The organism is Nocardiopsis sp. B62 (genome assembly GCF_018070675.1).
Taxonomy (GTDB): Bacteria; Actinomycetota; Actinomycetes; order Streptosporangiales; family Streptosporangiaceae; genus Nocardiopsis; species Nocardiopsis prasina.
The window spans coordinates 53,944-70,861 of the sequence record NZ_JAGPXK010000026.1 but is presented as its reverse complement, the minus strand read 5'-3'; the positions used below and the strand labels follow the sequence as shown (position 1 = coordinate 70,861).

Annotated in this window: 12 protein-coding genes; 10 read left to right on the top strand and 2 right to left on the bottom strand. The window is 70.6% G+C overall.

Annotated features, from left to right (window positions below; all coding sequences use genetic code 11):
- Nucleotides 1–264: 264 nt before the first annotated feature.
- Together KBX21_RS22075 and mmuM are read right to left on the bottom strand one after the other, a co-directional pair.
- Nucleotides 265–1,683 carry an HNH endonuclease signature motif containing protein gene (locus tag KBX21_RS22075; protein WP_247666144.1) on the bottom strand — a complete coding sequence of 473 codons (1,419 nt, stop codon included), beginning with the start codon at nt 1,681–1,683 and terminating at the stop codon, nt 265–267.
- Nucleotides 1,684–1,987: 304 nt separating this feature from the next.
- Nucleotides 1,988–2,887 carry a homocysteine S-methyltransferase gene (gene mmuM, locus KBX21_RS22070; protein ID WP_210843433.1) on the bottom strand — a complete coding sequence of 300 codons (900 nt, stop codon included), beginning with the start codon at nt 2,885–2,887 and terminating at the stop codon, nt 1,988–1,990.
- 96 nt (nt 2,888–2,983) lie between these two features.
- Between mmuM and KBX21_RS22065 the strand changes: the two genes are divergently transcribed.
- The 10 genes from KBX21_RS22065 (at nt 2,984) to pgeF (ending at nt 16,867) form a co-directional block, all read left to right on the top strand.
- A complete protein-coding gene (locus KBX21_RS22065) occupies nt 2,984–4,648 on the top strand; it encodes a UDP-N-acetylmuramoyl-L-alanyl-D-glutamate--2,6-diaminopimelate ligase (protein ID WP_210843431.1) in 1,665 nt (554 codons plus the stop codon).
- Nucleotides 4,649–5,036: 388 nt separating this feature from the next.
- A complete protein-coding gene (gene murF / locus KBX21_RS22060; RefSeq protein WP_210843429.1) occupies nt 5,037–6,485 on the top strand; it encodes a UDP-N-acetylmuramoyl-tripeptide--D-alanyl-D-alanine ligase in 1,449 nt (482 codons plus the stop codon).
- Nucleotides 6,482–7,555 carry a phospho-N-acetylmuramoyl-pentapeptide-transferase gene (gene mraY / locus KBX21_RS22055; protein WP_049571509.1) on the top strand — a complete coding sequence of 358 codons (1,074 nt, stop codon included), beginning with the start codon at nt 6,482–6,484 and terminating at the stop codon, nt 7,553–7,555. Before murF ends, mraY begins: the two co-directional genes overlap by 4 nt.
- 4 nt (nt 7,556–7,559) lie before the next feature.
- Complete coding sequence (murD, locus tag KBX21_RS22050; RefSeq protein WP_210843427.1) at nt 7,560–9,029, top strand: UDP-N-acetylmuramoyl-L-alanine--D-glutamate ligase; 1,470 nt, start codon at nt 7,560–7,562, stop codon at nt 9,027–9,029.
- Nucleotides 9,030–9,256: 227 nt separating this feature from the next.
- On the top strand, nt 9,257–10,696 hold the full coding sequence (gene ftsW / locus KBX21_RS22045) for a putative lipid II flippase FtsW (RefSeq protein ID WP_049571505.1): 1,440 nt from the start codon (nt 9,257–9,259) through the stop codon (nt 10,694–10,696).
- On the top strand, nt 10,693–11,853 hold the full coding sequence (gene murG, locus KBX21_RS22040; RefSeq protein ID WP_049571503.1) for an undecaprenyldiphospho-muramoylpentapeptide beta-N-acetylglucosaminyltransferase: 1,161 nt from the start codon (nt 10,693–10,695) through the stop codon (nt 11,851–11,853). The genes ftsW and murG overlap by 4 nt, the downstream gene beginning before the upstream one ends.
- Entirely contained in the window at nt 11,850–13,304 is a 1,455-nt protein-coding gene (gene murC / locus KBX21_RS22035; protein WP_049571500.1) for a UDP-N-acetylmuramate--L-alanine ligase, read from the top strand. Before murG ends, murC begins: the two co-directional genes overlap by 4 nt.
- Before the next feature lie 13 nt (nt 13,305–13,317).
- Nucleotides 13,318–14,070 (top strand): cell division protein FtsQ/DivIB, encoded by a 753-nt coding sequence (locus KBX21_RS22030; protein WP_049571497.1) that lies wholly within the window; start codon nt 13,318–13,320, stop codon nt 14,068–14,070.
- 456 nt (nt 14,071–14,526) lie between these two features.
- Nucleotides 14,527–15,993, top strand: coding sequence for a cell division protein FtsZ (ftsZ, locus tag KBX21_RS22025; RefSeq protein WP_049571495.1), 1,467 nt, complete (start codon nt 14,527–14,529; stop codon nt 15,991–15,993).
- 154 nt (nt 15,994–16,147) lie between these two features.
- Complete coding sequence (gene pgeF, locus KBX21_RS22020) at nt 16,148–16,867, top strand: peptidoglycan editing factor PgeF (RefSeq protein WP_049571492.1); 720 nt, start codon at nt 16,148–16,150, stop codon at nt 16,865–16,867.
- Nucleotides 16,868–16,918 lie beyond the last annotated feature (51 nt).

The following is a 16,918-nucleotide window of genomic DNA, read 5'->3' as shown; positions in this document are numbered from 1 at the left end:
GCAAAGGCGGCCAGTGCGTGGGGGCGGGCGGGCCGCGCGGGATGGGTGGGGGTGGAGACCAAACCGGCTCCGGCGGAAGTGGGGGCCAACCCGGTGTCGGCGGTGGGAACGGGTGCTTGTGCGGTGGGGGGTGGGGTGGTGTTCATGGGTGGGCCTCCTTTCTGGCGGGTGTGAGTAGCAGGGGCGCGGGCGCCTCGGGGCACAAGCGCTCAGGGGGTGGGGGCCTGGTTTCGGGGTGTGGGCGTGCGGGGTAGGGGCCGGCACTCACTCGCGGTGCGGCGGCAGCGGTGGGAGTGGGGGTGGTTCCGGCGGGGGTGGTGGTTCTGGTTTTGGTGGTGGGTTTGGGGGCTTGTGGGTGGGGCGGCCTTTCCAGGCGGCCCGGTGGGGGTTGTTCTCCCGCCTCCATTTGAGGCGGTTGTGGGTGGAACACAGCGGCTGGATGTTTCCGGCGCTGGTGTGCCCGCCCTGGGAGTAGCTGGTGATGTGGTCCGCTTCGGTGGCGCTGATGGGGACGTCGCACCCTTGGGGCCAGGCGCAGGTGGTGCGCCCGTGGTGGGCCACGGTGCGGATCTGTTCGGGGGCGTTGCGCATCCCGCGTCCCACGTCCAGGGGCTTGCCGGTGGCGGGGTCGGTAATCACCCGCCGCAACACACTGCCCGGCGCCATGGCGTGCACGGCTTCCATGGCCAGCACCATCCCGTCCTGCGTCGCAGCCGCACTCTCGCCACTACCGGGGGTGGGGGTGGTGGTGTGGTGGCCGGTGTAGATGTCCAGGGGGACGGTCACGTTGATCATCGCGAGCGGACCGGGGGGTTTGGTGCATCCCTGGTGGCCCAGCGCGGCCTTGACCAGGTGCATGAACGCGTCGTAGGAACGTTCAGCTTTGGACTGCTCCGGCCCGGTGGGGTTGGGGGTTTTGGTGAAGGCCCCCACGGCTTTCTCCAAAAGTTCGGCGTCCACTTCCGGGCCCCAGGCTTGGAGGTAGAAGGAGCCTTCGAAGCTGCGCACCACGTCCAGGCGGCGGGCGTCGAAGGCTTTCTTGTACTCGTCCTGGACCAGGGTGGGGTGGAGTTGGGTGGAGATGCGCTTGCCGAGTTGGGTGAGTTGGGCGGCGGACAGGGTCGGCTGGTCGGCTTTTGCGGCCATGAGCCCGGAATCCATCAACACTCGAAACTCATCCGCGTCCGGGAATTGGTTCTTGTCTCGGGTGGTGGTGGCTGCTTCCACGGCTTTCGCGGTCGCAGCGGCTTCGCCCAGGGAAAGCACCCCGGCGTCCAGGGCTGTGCGGGTGTGGGGGAGTTTTTCGTTGAAGAGGGCTTGGGCCAGGCAGGCCAGGGAGCGGGCCTGGGCCGGGCTGGTGCCCAGGGCTTGGGTGATCCATCCGGCCAGGGTGCGTTGTCCGCCGACTTCGAGGAGGTTACCGGCGGTCTGGATTTGGGCCAGGCGCAACAGGATGGCGAGTGTGGCCTGGTCCATGTCCTGCCACAGGTGGCAGATATCGTCCAGCACCCCGGCCACCGCACCAGCCGGAGGAGCCTCAGCCAGAGCGTGGGTGACCTGTTCCCTCGCGTGGCGCATCGCGGTCACAGCGGGAGAGTGTCCCGCCATTACCGTGTGGTGCGCGAAGGAGAAGGTCATGCTTCCATTGTATGCGCGAATAGAAGAAAAAGGAATGGAAGACAAGAGGGAATGCGACCTGGAATGCCAGGTTTCTTTCCCTGTGAATGGGGTTGTGGATAACCCGCGAAAGCTGCTCGGGTGTGTTATGTAATACGTCCCAGACGGTAACCAGCCGCGACACGGGGCACCTTTGGGCGCAGGCCTGGGGTGCTGCTTCCCTCGCTGCCGCCTTTTCGTTCGCGACAGTGACCAGCCGCGACACGGGCACCGATCCGCACGGGCCTGGGGGCGCTGCTTCCTTCGCTGCCGCCTTTCGTTCGCGACGGTGACCAGCCGCGACACGGGCCCCGATCCGCGCAGTGCTGGACTACGAATCGGCCGGGAGGGAGTCCACGAGCGACCGGATGGCGCGGACGTGTTCGGGCCCGGTGCGGCAGCAGCCGCCCACAAGGGCGACTCCGTCGGCGACCCATTGGGCAGCGGCGTGGCCGAAGTCCTGGGGGTCGGTGGTGCCGGTCCATTGTTGGGCCTCGGCGTCCCAGGTCTCACCCGAATTGGGATAGGCGATCGTGGGGAGTCCGGTGCTGGCGACCTCGCGGAGAAGTGGGGCCACGTGGCTGGGCGGCACACAGTTCACGCCCACGGCGACCAGGCGGTCGAGTGGCGCGAGTTCCTCGGCGACCTGACGGAGGGGCGTGCCGTCGCTGATGTGTTCGGCGTCCGCGCAGGAGAAGCTGAACCACGCGCGGACGTGAGGGGTCTCCTCCAGGAGTCGGGCGAGGGCCAGGGCCTCGGGGAGGGATGGCAGGGTCTCGCAGGCCACGAGGTCGGCACCGGCGTCGGTGAGGACCCGCCAGCGTTCGCGGTGCCAGAGGTGGAGCTCGTCCTCGGAGAGGCCGTAGGCGCCGGTGTACTCGGAGCCGTCGGCGAGGGCGGCGCCGTAGGGCCCCACACTGGCAGCCACGAGGCCGTGGCCGAAGGCGTCGCGTTCGGTGAGGGCCAGCTCCACGGAGCGGCAGAGGAAGCCCAGGGCCTGGGAATGGGAGTAGCCGCGTTGGGTGAAGGCGGCGAAGCTGGCCTGGTAGCTGGCGGTGATGGCCACATCGGCGCCCGCTTGGAAGTAGTCGCGGTGCACCTGGGAGACGAGTGCTGGTTCCTCGGCGAGGAGACGGGCGGACCACAGCCCGCCGGAGAGGTCGCGACCGTGGGCTTCCAGGCTCGTGGCCAGACCCCCGTCCAGCACGAGTGGGCGCGTCGGCTGCTTCATGGTGGTACCTCCTACGGGTGAAGTATCGCCCGTGGACAGCGTGGAAATTACCGAGAGGTCCCTCGCAGCCGTTAACCTCCACACGTGCCACCGGTAATGCGACCTGAACACGCCAAACTCCGTCCACTGTCCGACCTCGCAGCGCTGCTCGGGCCGGACGCCACACTCCTGCGCCCAGACCTCGGCGCGGACCGTCCAGCGGACATGCCCGACCGGGAGATCCATGTCCGCGGTATCACCCACGACTCGCGCAACGTGCGGCAGGGCGACCTGTACGCGGCCCTGCCGGGTACCCGCGCGCACGGCGCCGACTTCTCCCAGCAGGTGGCCGAGGCCGAGGCCTCGGCGATCCTGACCGACGCCGCGGGCGCCGACCGCGCGGCCGAGACCGGCTTGCCCGTGCTGGTCGTTCCGGACGCGCGCGCCGCGCTGGGAACGGTCGCCGCCTGGGTCTACGGCGAACCGGCCCAGGACCTGCTCCTCGTGGGCACCACCGGGACCAGTGGCAAGACCACGGTCACCTACCTGATCGAGTCCGGCATGCGCCACGCCGGGATGAGCACGGGCCTGGTCGGCACCGTGGAGATGCGTGTGGGCGACGAGCGCGTCGCCTCCTCGCTGACCACACCGGAGGCCACGGACCTGCACGGCCTTTTCGCGGTCATGCGCGAACACGGGACGATGGCCGCCGCCATGGAGGTCTCCAGCCACGCACTGGCCCTGGGCCGCGTGGGCGGCACCCGTTACGACGTCGCGATCTTCACGAACCTGTCCCAGGACCACCTGGACTTCCACTCGGATCTGCGCGACTACTTCGACACCAAGGCGCGCCTGTTCTCGCCCGAGTACTGCGACATCGCGGTGGTCAACGCCGACGACCGGTTCGGCCGAGCGCTGGTGGACATGGTGCAGGGCCGCGGCAAGGTCCCGGTGACCACCTTCGCGGTGGAGGGCGCCTCGGACGCCGGCCCGGAGAACGCCATGGCGGCGGACTGGACGGCGGTTGACGTCAAGCTCAGCGCCACCGGCAGCACCTTCCGCATCGTGGGCCCCGGCGGCATGGAGGCCCGCGCCTCGGTGGCGCTTCCGGGTCCGTTCAACGTCTCCAACGCCATGGCGGCCGTCGTGGGTCTGGTCGAGGCCGGGATCCCGCTGGAGACGGCGATCGCGGGCGTGGCTGCGGCTCCGGGCGTGCCGGGCCGCATGGAGCCGGTCGAGGTCCGGGGGAACTCGGGGTCGCAGGACTTCGCTGCCCTGGTGGACTACTCGCACAAGCCCGGCGCCATCGAGGCCGTGCTCAGCGCGCTGCGCGAGACCACCGACGGCCAGGTCACCATGGTGGTGGGCTGCGGCGGCGACCGCGACCGCGCCAAGCGTCCGCTGATGGGCGAGGCCGCCGCGCGCCTGGCCGACCAGCTGATCATCACCAACGACAACCCCCGTACCGAGGACCCCGTCGCTATCGCCGCCGCGATGCTGGACGGCGTGGCCAAGGTCCCCGAGGACCAACGGGCGCGGGTCACCGTGGAGTTCGACCGCGCCGAGGCGATCGGCCTGGGCGTGCACCGGACCGGCCCCGGCGACGTGGTGGTGGTCGCGGGCAAGGGCCACGAGACCGGCCAGTACGTCAAGGGCGACGTCCTGCCCTTCGACGACCGCGAGGTCCTGCGGGGCGCCATCGAGGACGCCCTGCGCACCCGGGCGAGCGAACGGCTCGGCAACGCCCTCCAGGACGTCCACCGGGTGCCTGACGAGGCCTGACGCCACGACACACCCGGGGCGCGCCGAACTTGGTGCCGTCCTCTTTCCGGGACGCGGTCCCAGACCGCGTCCCGGTGCTGTCCCCCTCCGTGACGTGCACGAATCACATGTGAGGTGCGTGTCGACGGTCACGAAGTGGAGCATATTGCTTCGCACAGGGCCCTGCCGGGACCCCAGACACCCCAACATGTTCTAAGGTAGGTCCGGCAATCGCAGCCCGACACGTGCCGCCCACACAGGCGCCCGCGGCCCGGTACCAGCCGGAGTTCGTGGCCCGGCGCGGCACCGCGCGCACGGTATCCGCGGTGCCATCCCCTGACCCGATCCCGAGGCCGGGTGGCCAATGCCCTTGGGGCGCCGTGGGCCGGGCCTGACATGAGGAGTGGATTTGATCGCGCTCACGCTCGATCGGATCGCTGAGATCACCCAAACCGCCATCGGCGGATCAGCGCGCCCCGACGCCGTCGTCGACGGCCCCGTCGTCATCGACTCTCGACAGGTGGAGCCAGGAGCGCTCTTCGTCGCCCTGAGCGGTGAGCGGGTCGACGGACACGACTTCGCCCAGACCGCCGTGGCGGCCGGAGCCGTCGCGGTCCTGGCCTCGCGCCCGGTCGACGCCCCCCACCTCCTGGTGGACGGTGGCGACGACGAGGTCGTGGCGGCCCTGGCCCGACTCGCCCGGCACGTGGCCACCGAACTCAGCGACCCCGCGCGCGGAACGGCCACCACCGAGGTCGTGGGGGTCACCGGCTCCTCCGGGAAGACCACCACGAAGGACCTCATCGCCCAGGTCGTCGGAGAGCTGGGCCCCACCGTCGCCCCCGCGGGCTCGTTCAACAACGAGATCGGCCACCCGCTCACGGTGCTCCGCGCCGACACCGCGACCAAGAACCTGGTGCTCGAGGTCGCGGCGCGCGGGATCGGGCACATCGCCCACCTGTGCCGGATCGCCCCGCCCCGGATCGGCGTCGTCCTCAACGTCGGCAGCGCCCACATGGGCGAGTTCGGCGGCCGCGACGCCATCGCCAAGGCCAAGGGCGAGCTCGTGGAGTCCCTGCCGCCCGGAAGCGAGCGACGCGGGGAGGGCGGCGTGGCCGTCCTCAACGCCGACGACCCGCTCGTGCGCGCCATGCACTCCCGCACCGAGGCCCGCGTGGTGCTCTACGGCACCGCCGAGGACGCCCAGGTGCGCGCCACGGACGTCACCATCGGAACCGACGGCGCCCCGTCCCTCACCCTGAACCTGCGCGGCCGCACGGCCCGGGTCCAGCTGGGACTGGTCGGCGCCCACCAGGTCAGCAACGCGCTGGCCGCCGCGGCCGTCGCCGACGACCTCGGGATGGACATCGAAGACATCGCCGCCGCCCTCGGCGCGGCGACCCCGGTCAGCCGCTGGCGCATGGAGGTCACCGAACACCACGGTGTCACCCTCGTCAACGACGCCTACAACGCCAACCCCGAGTCCATGAGGGCGGCGCTGACCACCCTGGGCGCGCTCGCCCGGGACCGCCGGTCCATCGCGGTGCTCGCCCACATGGCCGAGCTCGGCGACGACGGCGGGGCCGAACACGAGAACGTGGGTGAGATGGCCGCCGAGACCGGCGTGGCCCACCTGGTCGTGGTCGGCGAGGCGGCCGAGGGGATCGCAGTCGGAGCCGAACGCGCCGCCCTGCAGGGGCGGTGGCGCGGTGAGAGCATCCGGGTTCCCGACGCGGAGGCGGCAGCCGACGCGGTGCGCGAACGGATGCGCACAGGAGACGTTGTCATTGTGAAGGGATCGCGCGTGGCTGCGCTCGAAAGGGTCATCGACCTCATCACCAAGGGTGATGTCCAGTGATCGGCATCACCATAGCGGCGGGGCTCGCGCTGATCATCTCCATGGTGCTGATGCCGCCGCTCATCAAGCTCCTGTACCGGTTCAAGTTCGGCCAGGAGGTCCGCGACGACGGACCCGAGGGCCACAAGACCAAGCAGGGCACGCCCACCATGGGCGGCATCGTGATCATCCTCGGCGCGGTGGTGGGCTACTTCGGTTCCCACCTGCTGCTCTGGGCGATCCAGCCCGCCGCCTCCGGGCCCACGGCCTCCGGCCTGCTGGTGATGTTCCTGTTCGTCGGCATGGGTTGTGTCGGCTTCCTGGACGACTTCATCAAGATCTACAAGCGCCGCAGCCTCGGTCTGCGCAGCGGCGCGAAGATGGTCGGCCAGGCCGTCATCGGTGTCGGGTTCGCCTACGGCGTCACCCAGTTCCCCAACGGCTACGGCTACACCCCCGCCGCCCCCCAGCTGTCGTTCCTGCGCGACTTCGGCCCGCCGCTGATGATCGGCGTGTTCGTCATCTGGGCGCTGTTCCTCATCGTGGGCTTCTCCAACGCGGTGAACCTCACCGACGGCCTGGACGGTCTGGCCACCGGCGCGACCATCCTGTCGCTGGCCGCCTACGTCATCATCGGCAACTGGCAGCTGCGCCAGTCCTGCGTGGAGGCGCTCACCTCCAGCTGCTACACGGTCCGCGACCCCCTGGACCTCGCCGTGGTGGCCTCCGCCGTGCTCGGTTCGTGCATCGGCTTCCTGTGGTTCAACGCCCCGCCCGCCAAGATCTTCATGGGTGACACCGGCTCGCTGGCCCTGGGCGGACTCATCGTGGGTCTGGCCATCACCACCCGCACGCAGCTCCTGCTGCTGCTCATCGGCGGTCTGTTCGTCATCATCACCATGTCCGTGATGATCCAGATCACCTCGTTCCGCCTCACCGGCAAACGGGTGTTCCGCATGGCGCCGCTCCAGCACCACTTCGAACTCAAGGGCTGGGCGGAGACCACCATCGTCATCCGCTTCTGGATCATCCAGGGCCTGTTCATGGCGATCGCCATCGGGCTCTTCTACCTGGAATGGATGCCAAGCTAGAGGCATGCCGCACCACCATCCTTCCGACTCGTCCCGCACCGCCGCCCCCGCAAGGGGCGACGACCCCCTCGCGGGCGCGCGGGTCTGCGTCGCCGGTCTGGGTGTCTCCGGGCCCCCCGTCGCCAGGGCACTCCTGGCCCGGGGCGCCCGGGTGGTCGTCGTCGACGGACGCGACGACGACACGACACGCCCGGTGGCCGCCGCCCTGACCGAGGCCGGCGCCGAGGTCGTCCTGGGCGACACCCCGCTGCCCGAGGACTGTGACCTCGTGGTCACCTCGCCCGGCTGGCGTCCCGACTCCCCGCTCCTGGTCCGCGCCGCCGAGGCCGGGGTGGAGGTCATCGGGGACGTGGAGCTGGCCTGGCGGCTCAAGCCCGCCGACCAGGTGTGGCTCGCCATCACCGGCACCAACGGCAAGACCACCACCGTGCGCATGCTGGAGTCCATCCTGCGCGCGGACGGGCGTGACGCCCTCGCGGTCGGCAACGTCGGCACCCCGATCGTGGACGCCGTCCTGCCCGACGCCGACGGCCACGTGCACGACGTCCTCGCCGTGGAGCTGTCCAGCTTCCAGCTGCACTGGTCCAACAGCGTCCGGCCGTACGCCGCCACCGTCCTCAACGTCGCCCCCGACCACCTGGACTGGCACGGCGGACTGGAGCCCTACGCCCGCGCCAAGGGCAGGGTGTTCGCCCAGGGCACCATCCGCGTGGTCAACACCGCCGACTCCTGGTCCGTCCGTCTGGCCGAGGAGGAGGGCGACCCGCACACCCCGGTGGTGGGTCTGCGCCTGGACACGCCGCGCGCCGGTGAGCTGGGCGTGGTCGAGGACCTGCTGGTGGACCGCGCCTTCGTGGCCGAACCGCACAGCAGCGCGGAGGAGCTCGCCTCCCTGAGCGACGTCCGCCCGGCCGCGCCGCACAACGTCGCCAACGCCCTCGCCGCCGCAGCCCTGGCCCGCTCGGTGGGTGTGGCCCCCGCCTCGGTCCGGGCGGGTCTGACAGCCTTCGTGCCCGAGCCCCACCGCATCGCGCACGTGGCCACGGTCGCGGGCGTGGACTACGTGGACGACTCCAAGGCGACCAATCCGCACGCCGCCGCGGCGTCGCTGAACTCCTACGACTCCGTGGTGTGGATCGCGGGCGGCCTGCTCAAGGGGGCCGAGGTCGACGGTCTCGTCGCCGGTGCCGCCTCCCGCCTCCGTGGTGCGGTGCTGATCGGCGCCGACCGCGAGCGCATCCGTGAGGCCCTGGTCCGGCACGCCCCGGACGTCCCGGTGGTGGAGGTGGAGGGTCCCGAGCCCGACGCGCCCACCGGACACACGGTGATGGACGCGGTCCTCGCCCGGGCCACCGACCTCGCCCGTGAGGGCGACACGGTGCTGTTGGCCCCGGCCGCCGCCTCCATGGACATGTTCACCAACTACCCGGAGCGCGGCCGCTTCTTCGCCGAGGCGGTCCACCGGCTCGGCTGAACCGACCCCGGCCTTCTGCGGTGTGCAGAAGCCGAAACGGAGCGATCCTCGAACGCACACTGAGTGATCAGAGGCCACCCCTGCGTCATATCTGACGCGCGGGTGGCCTTCTGTGTGCCGCGTGGCACCCCACACACCGCCAAAGATGGCCAACACGCGGGAAATGTCCACGGTTCCCGACCCGCCGGTACGCAAGTATTGAGGCGCTAATCGTGCGGAGGGTGTGGATGGCGACGACAACGATTCCCGGGGTGTCCCGCACCCGGGAACGCACGGCGGCCGGTGGCCGCGAACGGGGCCTCTGGCGTGAGTGGGCCCGGTCCCTGGACCGTCCCCTGACCTCCTACTACCTGATCCTCAGTACCGGGGTCATGCTCATCTCCCTGGGCCTGGTCATGGTGCTGTCCTCGACGATGGTCAACTCCATCACCGAGACCGGTTCGGCCTTCTCCGTGGTCCAGCGGCAGATGGTGTCGGCCATGATCGGCCTGCCGCTCATGGTGTTCGCCTCCCAGCTGCCCCTGTGGGTCTTCCGCATGGTCGGCTACCCGGCGATGATCGTGTCCGTGGCACTGCTGCTGCTCACCGCCTTCCAGGGCACCGAGGTCAACGGTGCGATGCGGTGGCTGGAGGTCGGCGGCCTGGTCATCCAGCCCTCCGAACCGGCCAAACTCGCCTTCGCCCTGTGGGGCGCCAACATCCTCGCCCGCAAGGAGGAGCTGAAGGACCTCACCGAGTGGCGGCACCTGCTCATCCCGCTGGTGCCCGGCTGCGGACTCCTGGTGCTCCTCGTGCTGCTGGGATCGGACCTGTCCACCTCGCTGGTGCTGCTCCTCATCTTTCTGAGCCTGCTCTGGGTGGTGGGGGCGCCCGCGCGGCTCTTCGTGGCCATGTTCGGCCTCGTCCTGGGGCTGGCCGCGATCGTCATCGCGATCGAGCCCTTCCGTATGACCCGTATCGCCGTGTTCCTCGACCCGGAGTCGGACCCGAGCGGTACCGGTTTCCAGTCCCTGCACGGTCTCTACGCCCTGGGCACCGGCGGCATCTTCGGGGTCGGCATCGGCGCCAGCCGTGAGAAGTGGGGCTTCCTGCCCTTCGCCGAGTCCGACTTCATCTTCGCCATCATCGGTGAGGAGTTCGGGCTCATCGGCACCCTCTTGGTCCTCGGCCTGTTCGGCATGCTGGGCTACGCGGGCCTGCGCGTGGCCTTCCGCGTCAAGGACGCGTTCTCTCGACTGGCCGCCTTCGCGATCGTCACCTGGATCATCGGCCAGTCCATGATCAACATCGCCGCGGTCATCGGTCTGGTCCCCGTCACCGGCATCCCGCTTCCCCTGGTCTCCTACGGCGGCTCGGCGCTCATCCCGACGATGATCGCGCTCGGGGTGCTGCTCGCCATCGCCCGAAACGAGCCCGAGGCCCAGAAGGCCCTGGCGGCCCGGGGTCCCACTCGGGTCCAAAGGGCCATAAGCTGGCTTGGCTTGGAGAACATCGCCGCTTCCGTCCGTAATCAGAGCGGTTCGGCGCCCTCCAAGCGCACCACCGCGCCGCGCACCCCCCGCAAGTCGGGTGAGCGCGGTGCCAGGACTGGTGCCAAGACCACGGCCAAGAACAAGAGCGGACCGGTCCCGGCGGGTGACCGGCCAAGGAGGAATCGGCGACGATGAGGGTAGCCCTCGCCGGAGGCGGCACGGCCGGGCATATCGAGCCCGCACTCTCCCTAGCGGACGCGCTCCGGCGCGTGGACCCCAACACGGAGATCCTCTGCCTGGGAACGGAGCGGGGCCTGGAGACCCGGCTGGTCCCCATGCGCGGCTACGAACTGGGCCTGATCCCGGCGGTTCCCCTGCCGCGCAGGCTCACCCCACAACTGCTCACGGTTCCCGGCAAGCTGGCGGGCGCCCTCAGCGCGGCGGGAGAACAGCTGGACAAGCTCCAGGCCGACGTCCTCGTCGGCTTCGGCGGCTACGTGGCCACCCCCGGCTACCTGGCGGCGCGGCGCCGTCGCATCCCCATAGTGGTGCACGAGGCCAACCCCCTCCCGGGCCTGGCCAACCGCCTCGGCGCGCGGCTCACCCCGCACGTGTTCACCGGCCACCCGCACACCCAGATCCGCAACGGCCGGTTCATCGGCATCCCGCTGCGCCAGCAGATCACCTCGCTGGACCGGCTGGCCATGGGCGACAAGGCCCGCGCCTACTTCGGGCTGCGCCCCGACCTGCCCACGCTGCTGATCTTCGGCGGCTCCCAGGGCGCCCAGCGCATCAACGAGACCGCCTTCCAGGCCGCGGGGGCCTTCCGCCGCGCGGGCGTGCAGGTCCTGCACGTGGTCGGCCCCAAGAACGCCGACGAGCCCCAGGACCTCACCCAGGACGGCGTCCCCTACGTCGCCGTTCCCTATGTGGACCGCATGGACATGGCCTACGCCGCCGCAGACGTGGCGATGTGCCGCTCCGGGGCCATGACCTGCGCCGAACTCACCGCCGTGGGCCTGCCCGGCGCCTTCGTGCCGCTGGCCATCGGCAACGGCGAGCAGGCGCTGAACGCCGAGCCGATCGTCCAGGCGGGCGGCGGCCTGATGGTCGAGAACGCCAACGTTTCCGTCGAGTGGATCACCGGCCAGCTCATCCCGCTGCTCACCGACACCGACCGTGTCGTGGCCATGTCGGAGGCGGCCGCCCGGATGGGTCGCCGTGACGCCGACTCCGAACTGGCCCGGGAGGTCCTCGCGATCGCCCGCGGCGACAAGCCCACCCCAGAGATACAACTGTCCGACGACGACGGCGAGGACGCCTTCTACGACGACGGGAAGGACACACGATGAGCCTGGTCAAAGCGACCGACCCGGTCCCCGTCGACGAACTCGGCCGCACCCACTTCATCGGCCTGGGCGGGGCCGGCATGTCCGGCATCGCCCGCGTGCTGCTCCAGTCCGGGGTCGAGGTCTCGGGCAGCGACGCCCGCGACAGCGAGACCCTGCGCGAACTCGAGCAGATGGGCGCGGAGGTCTTCGTTGGCCACGCCGCCGAGAACCTGGGCAAGGCCGACACCCTGGTGGTCTCCTCCGCCATCCGCGAGGACAACCCCGAACTCGCAGAGGCGCGCGCCCGTGGCATCCGCGTCCTGCCCCGGGCCGCCGCCCTGGGCGCCCTCCTGCTGGGCCGCGAGGGGATCGCGGTCTCCGGCACCCACGGCAAGACCACCACGACCTCCATGGTCACCGTGGTCCTCCAGCACCTGGGGGTCGACCCCGGGTACGTGATCGGCGGCAAGCTGGTCACCACCGGCCTGGGCGCCGACGCCGGGATCGGCGAGGTCATCGCGGTGGAGGCCGACGAGAGCGACGGGTCGTTCCTGATGCTCTCGCCCAAGGTCGCCGTGGTCACCAACGTCGAGGCCGACCACCTGGACAACTACAGCGGCATCGACGAGATCCACGCGAACTTCGCGAACTTCGTCGACCGGGTCGAGCGCGCCCTCATCGTCGGGATCGACGACCCGGGCGCCCGCACCGTCGCCGAACTCGCCCGTGAGCGCGGCAAGAAGGTGCTCACCTACGGCGAGGCCGAGGACGCGGACTACCGGATCACCCGTATCCGGGCACGCGGCTTCACCACCGAGTTCACGCTCACCACCGCCGACGGCGAGCCGATCGACGGCACCCTGGCCGTACCCGGACGGCACAACGTCCTGAACGCAGCCGCGTCCGTGGCCGTCGCCGACGAACTCGGCCACGACCTGGAGATCGCGGTCGAGGGGATCGCCGACTTCGCCGGCGCCGCCCGCCGGTTCGAGCTCAAGGGCGAGGGCAACGGTGTGGGTGTCTACGACAGCTACGCCCACCACCCCACCGAGATCGACGCGGACCTGCACGCCACGCGCGCCGCCCTGCGCTCCTTCTCCGAGGACGCCGGGGAGGAGATCCCGCAGGGCCGGGTGGTGGCCCTGTTCCAGCCGCACCTGTACAGCCGGACCCGGATCTTCGCCGAGGAGTTCGCGACCGCCCTGAGCCTGGCCGACGAGGTCGTGGTGATGGAGGTCTACGCCGCGCGTGAGGACCCCGAGCCCGGTGTGACGGGGGAGCTCATCACCTCGAAGGTCTCCCACGACGGAGTCCGGTACGTGCCGGACCGCGCGGACGCCGTGCGTACGGTGGCCGCTCTGGCTCGCCCCGGGGACATCGTCCTCACCATGGGCGCCGGTGACGTCACCGAGCTGGGGCCGCTGATCGTGGAGGAGCTGGCGCGGAACGCAGAAGGTACCGAAACCAGCTAAGAGGAGCACGCACGTGGCCGCTGACCGCAACAGTGCGAAGACCACGGAACGGGACGGGGAGGGCGGTGGGAGCGCCGCCCGCAAGGGGTCGGACCCCTGGAAGGTCGCCTTCGCGGTCCTGCTCGTCGTGTCACTGGTCTGCGTGGTCACGTGGGTGCTGCTCGGATCCCGCCTGCTGGTCGTGCGCGAAGTCGCCGTCACCGGTCTGGACCGGGTCTCGAAGGAGGAGGTGGTCGCGGCCGTGGCCGTGGAGACGGGCACACCCCTGGTCAGGGTGGATGTGGACCAGGGCCGCGACCGCGCCGAGGGACTCGACCTGGTCCAGTCCGCCGAGGTGAGCCGGGGCTGGCCCGCCACCCTGAGGGTGGAGGTGGTCGAGCGGCGTCCCCTGCTCGCCATCCGCGTGGGGGAGGAGTACCGGCTCGTCGACGGCGACGGCGTACGGATCGAGGACTCCGCCACCAGGCCCGGCACGCATCCGCTGGTCCGGGTCACCGGCGAGATCGAGGACAACACGGCCGTCCGGGCCGCCGCCGACATCGTCCAGGAGGCACCGGACTCCCTCATCGCGCAGATACAGCTGATCGACGCGACCGACACCGACGACATCACCGTGGAACTCGGTGACGGGTCGGTCGTGGAGTGGGGTGACGCCCGCGACACCACCGGGAAGAGCGACGTGCTGCGCGTGCTGATGCGCGAGCACCCGCCCGAGGGCGGGCGCGTCTACGACGTGGGAACCCCGGACCTGGCCATCGTCCGGTGAAGCGCACCCCAAGTAACGGGATGGTCGCACAGGAGTCGGGGCAAGAGCCGTGCACGGGGACAAGGGGTACGAGTGGGAGCTCGGCGCCGCGAACCGAATCCTTCGCAAGGACATTCCAGACGCGACGCGCCGAGTGCGCACTTCGCTTCCTCGCGTTATACGCCGTTAGGCTGAAGTCGTCACCGGTTGCCCGCACCCGACGGTCCGCTTACTGTCGGGAAGCACAACCAACGTCAACAACGCAGTAAGACACGCTTTCAGGGGTACACGAGAACCGTTCGAGAACGGTCTTCGGTGGCCCCGGGTCTCCCAACTCACGGTCGCCTCCGGGCACTGTGCGGGGGTACCCGAAACGCACACTGTAGAACCGGATGCCGGACCGCCGGCGCACCCGATGGCCCACGGCCAGCGGACGCGGAGACGGAACGGCGTAAGCGAGCGGAAAGGCCCCTCGTCGTGGCAGCACCGCAGAACTACCTCGCGGTCATCAAAGTCGTCGGTATCGGCGGCGGCGGTGTCAACGCCGTCAACCGAATGATCGAAGAGGGGCTCAAGGGCGTCGAGTTCATCGCGATCAATACCGATGCCCAAGCGCTGCTGATGAGCGACGCGGACGTCAAGCTCGACGTCGGCCGTGAGCTCACCCGTGGCCTTGGCGCAGGCGCCAACCCCGATGTCGGCCGCAAGGCCGCCGAGGATCACCGCGAGGAGATCGAGGAGGTCCTCAAGGGGGCCGACATGGTCTTCGTCACCGCTGGTGAGGGAGGTGGCACCGGCACGGGGGGAGCTCCGGTCGTGGCCAACATCGCCCGCTCCCTCGGGGCACTCACCATCGGTGTGGTCACCCGTCCCTTCGGTTTCGAGGGCAAGCGGAGGGCCACCCAGGCCGAGTCGGGGATAGCGATGCTCCGTGAAGAGGTCGACACCCTCATCGTCATCCCCAACGACCGGCTGCTGTCCATCTCGGACCGCCAGGTCAGCGTCCTGGACGCCTTCAAGGCGGCCGACCAGGTCCTGCTCTCCGGTGTCCAGGGCATCACCGACCTGATCACCACGCCGGGCCTGATCAACCTGGACTTCGCCGACGTCAAGTCGGTCATGTCCGGGGCAGGATCGGCGCTGATGGGGATCGGATCGGCGAGAGGGGACGACAGGGCGGTCGCAGCGGCCGAACTGGCGATCTCCTCGCCCCTGCTGGAAGCGAGCATCGACGGCGCACACGGCGTGCTGCTGTCCATCCAGGGCGGCTCCGACCTCGGACTGTTCGAGATCAACGAGGCGGCGCAGCTGGTCGCCAACTCGGCGGCCCCCGAGGCCAACATCATCTTCGGCGCCGTCATCGACGACGCCCTGGGCGACGAGGTCCGGGTCACCGTGATCGCGGCGGGCTTCGACGAGCCCGAGGTGTCCAGCCCCGCCGCCACGCGGGAGCGCCAGCCGGTGGACCCTCCTGAGGCCGTCGCCCCCACGGCAGGCATCACGTCCGGCAGGGAGGAGTCGTACGCGAAGGCGACGCCCCCCGGCACGGACGCGAGCGGGGCGCCGGCCACCAGCATGCCGTGGATCGCTCCGTCCCGCCCGGCCCAGCCGGTGCAGGAGGCTCCTCGGCCCGCCATGCCGCCGGTCCAGCCCGCGGTGACCCCGGAACCGGTCCGTCCCGAGCCCCAGCAGGCCCCGGCCGAGCCGGTCCAGGGCAACGGCTACCCGGTCCCGAACGCCGAGCCCGAGTCGGCCGAGCCGGAGCCGGTCCAGGCGGAGGAGACCACCGTCCCGGAGCCCGAGGCCGCCGAGCCGGAGGAGCAGGCGAACCACGTCCACGCGGTGTCGGAGGCCTCCGAGCGCCGCAGCGAGGTTCCCACGCCCCGCCGCCGGGTCATCTTCGACGACCCGGACGACCTGGACGTCCCGGAGTTCCTCAAGTAGTCCCGCACCACCCCGGTACCATCGACGTGTCAGCGGCCCCGACCATCTGCGGCGGGGCCGTCGCCGCCCTCGGTGGGGCGCGGCGGAGGGCGGCGGGGGCGACCCGCCGTCACTCCTCCGCCCACGGGGCAGAGGGAAGGACAACGTCGCGCCGATGGGCAACGTCATCGACCTGGGGCACGGTGTCCGTGCCGCGGTCACCGAACGCAAGGGCGGCGTGAGCCAGCCGCCGTTCGACTCGCTCAATCTCGGGCTCGGGTCCGGTGACACCCGGGAGGCGGTCACCGCCAACCGCCGACGCGCGGCCCAGGAGCTCGGGTTCGACGTCGACCGGGTCGTGTGGATGAACCAGGTGCACAGCGCGGACGTTCTCGTGGCGACCGAACCCGGCGGGGTCGGTACCTGCGACGGGGTGGTCACCACCCGCCCGGACCTGGTCCTGGCCTCGATGGCCGCCGACTGCCTGCCGGTGCTCGCCACGGACGCCGTCGCCGGTGTGTTGGGGGCGGCCCACTCCGGTCGACAGGGCACCGCGCACGGAGTCGCGGCCAACCTCGTCGACACCATGGTCGCCCAGGGCGCCCGACCCGGCCACATCACCGTCTTCCTCGGCCCCGCCATCTGCGGCAGCTGCTACGAGGTCCCGCCCGAGCTCCAGGCCGAGACCGCCGAGCGCACACCCGAGGCCGCCTCGACCACGCGCCAGGGCACCACCGGCGTGGACATGGTCGCCGCCGTCACCGCGCAACTGCGCGGGGTCGGCGTCACCGACATCATCACCGACGGGCGCTGCACCCTGGAGACCCCCGAACTCTTCTCCCACCGGGGCGACGCGCCCACCGGCAGGTTCGCCTCCTTCCTCTGGCGCACCTGACCGCCGACTCGCCCGAGCGGGCCGCCCCCAGCGGCCGGTTCCGGTCCCGCG

Coding starts and splice junctions, on each gene's coding strand:
- KBX21_RS22065 (WP_210843431.1), top strand. CDS start 2,984: ATGCGACCTGAACACGCCAAACTCCGTCCACTGTCCGACCTCGCAGCG.
- murG (WP_049571503.1), top strand. CDS start 10,693: ATGAGGGTAGCCCTCGCCGGAGGCGGCACGGCCGGGCATATCGAGCCC.
- murC (WP_049571500.1), top strand. CDS start 11,850: ATGAGCCTGGTCAAAGCGACCGACCCGGTCCCCGTCGACGAACTCGGC.
- mmuM (WP_210843433.1), bottom strand. CDS start 2,887: ATGAAGCAGCCGACGCGCCCACTCGTGCTGGACGGGGGTCTGGCCACG.
- pgeF (WP_049571492.1), top strand. CDS start 16,148: ATGGGCAACGTCATCGACCTGGGGCACGGTGTCCGTGCCGCGGTCACC.
- murD (WP_210843427.1), top strand. CDS start 7,560: ATGCCGCACCACCATCCTTCCGACTCGTCCCGCACCGCCGCCCCCGCA.
- ftsW (WP_049571505.1), top strand. CDS start 9,257: ATGGCGACGACAACGATTCCCGGGGTGTCCCGCACCCGGGAACGCACG.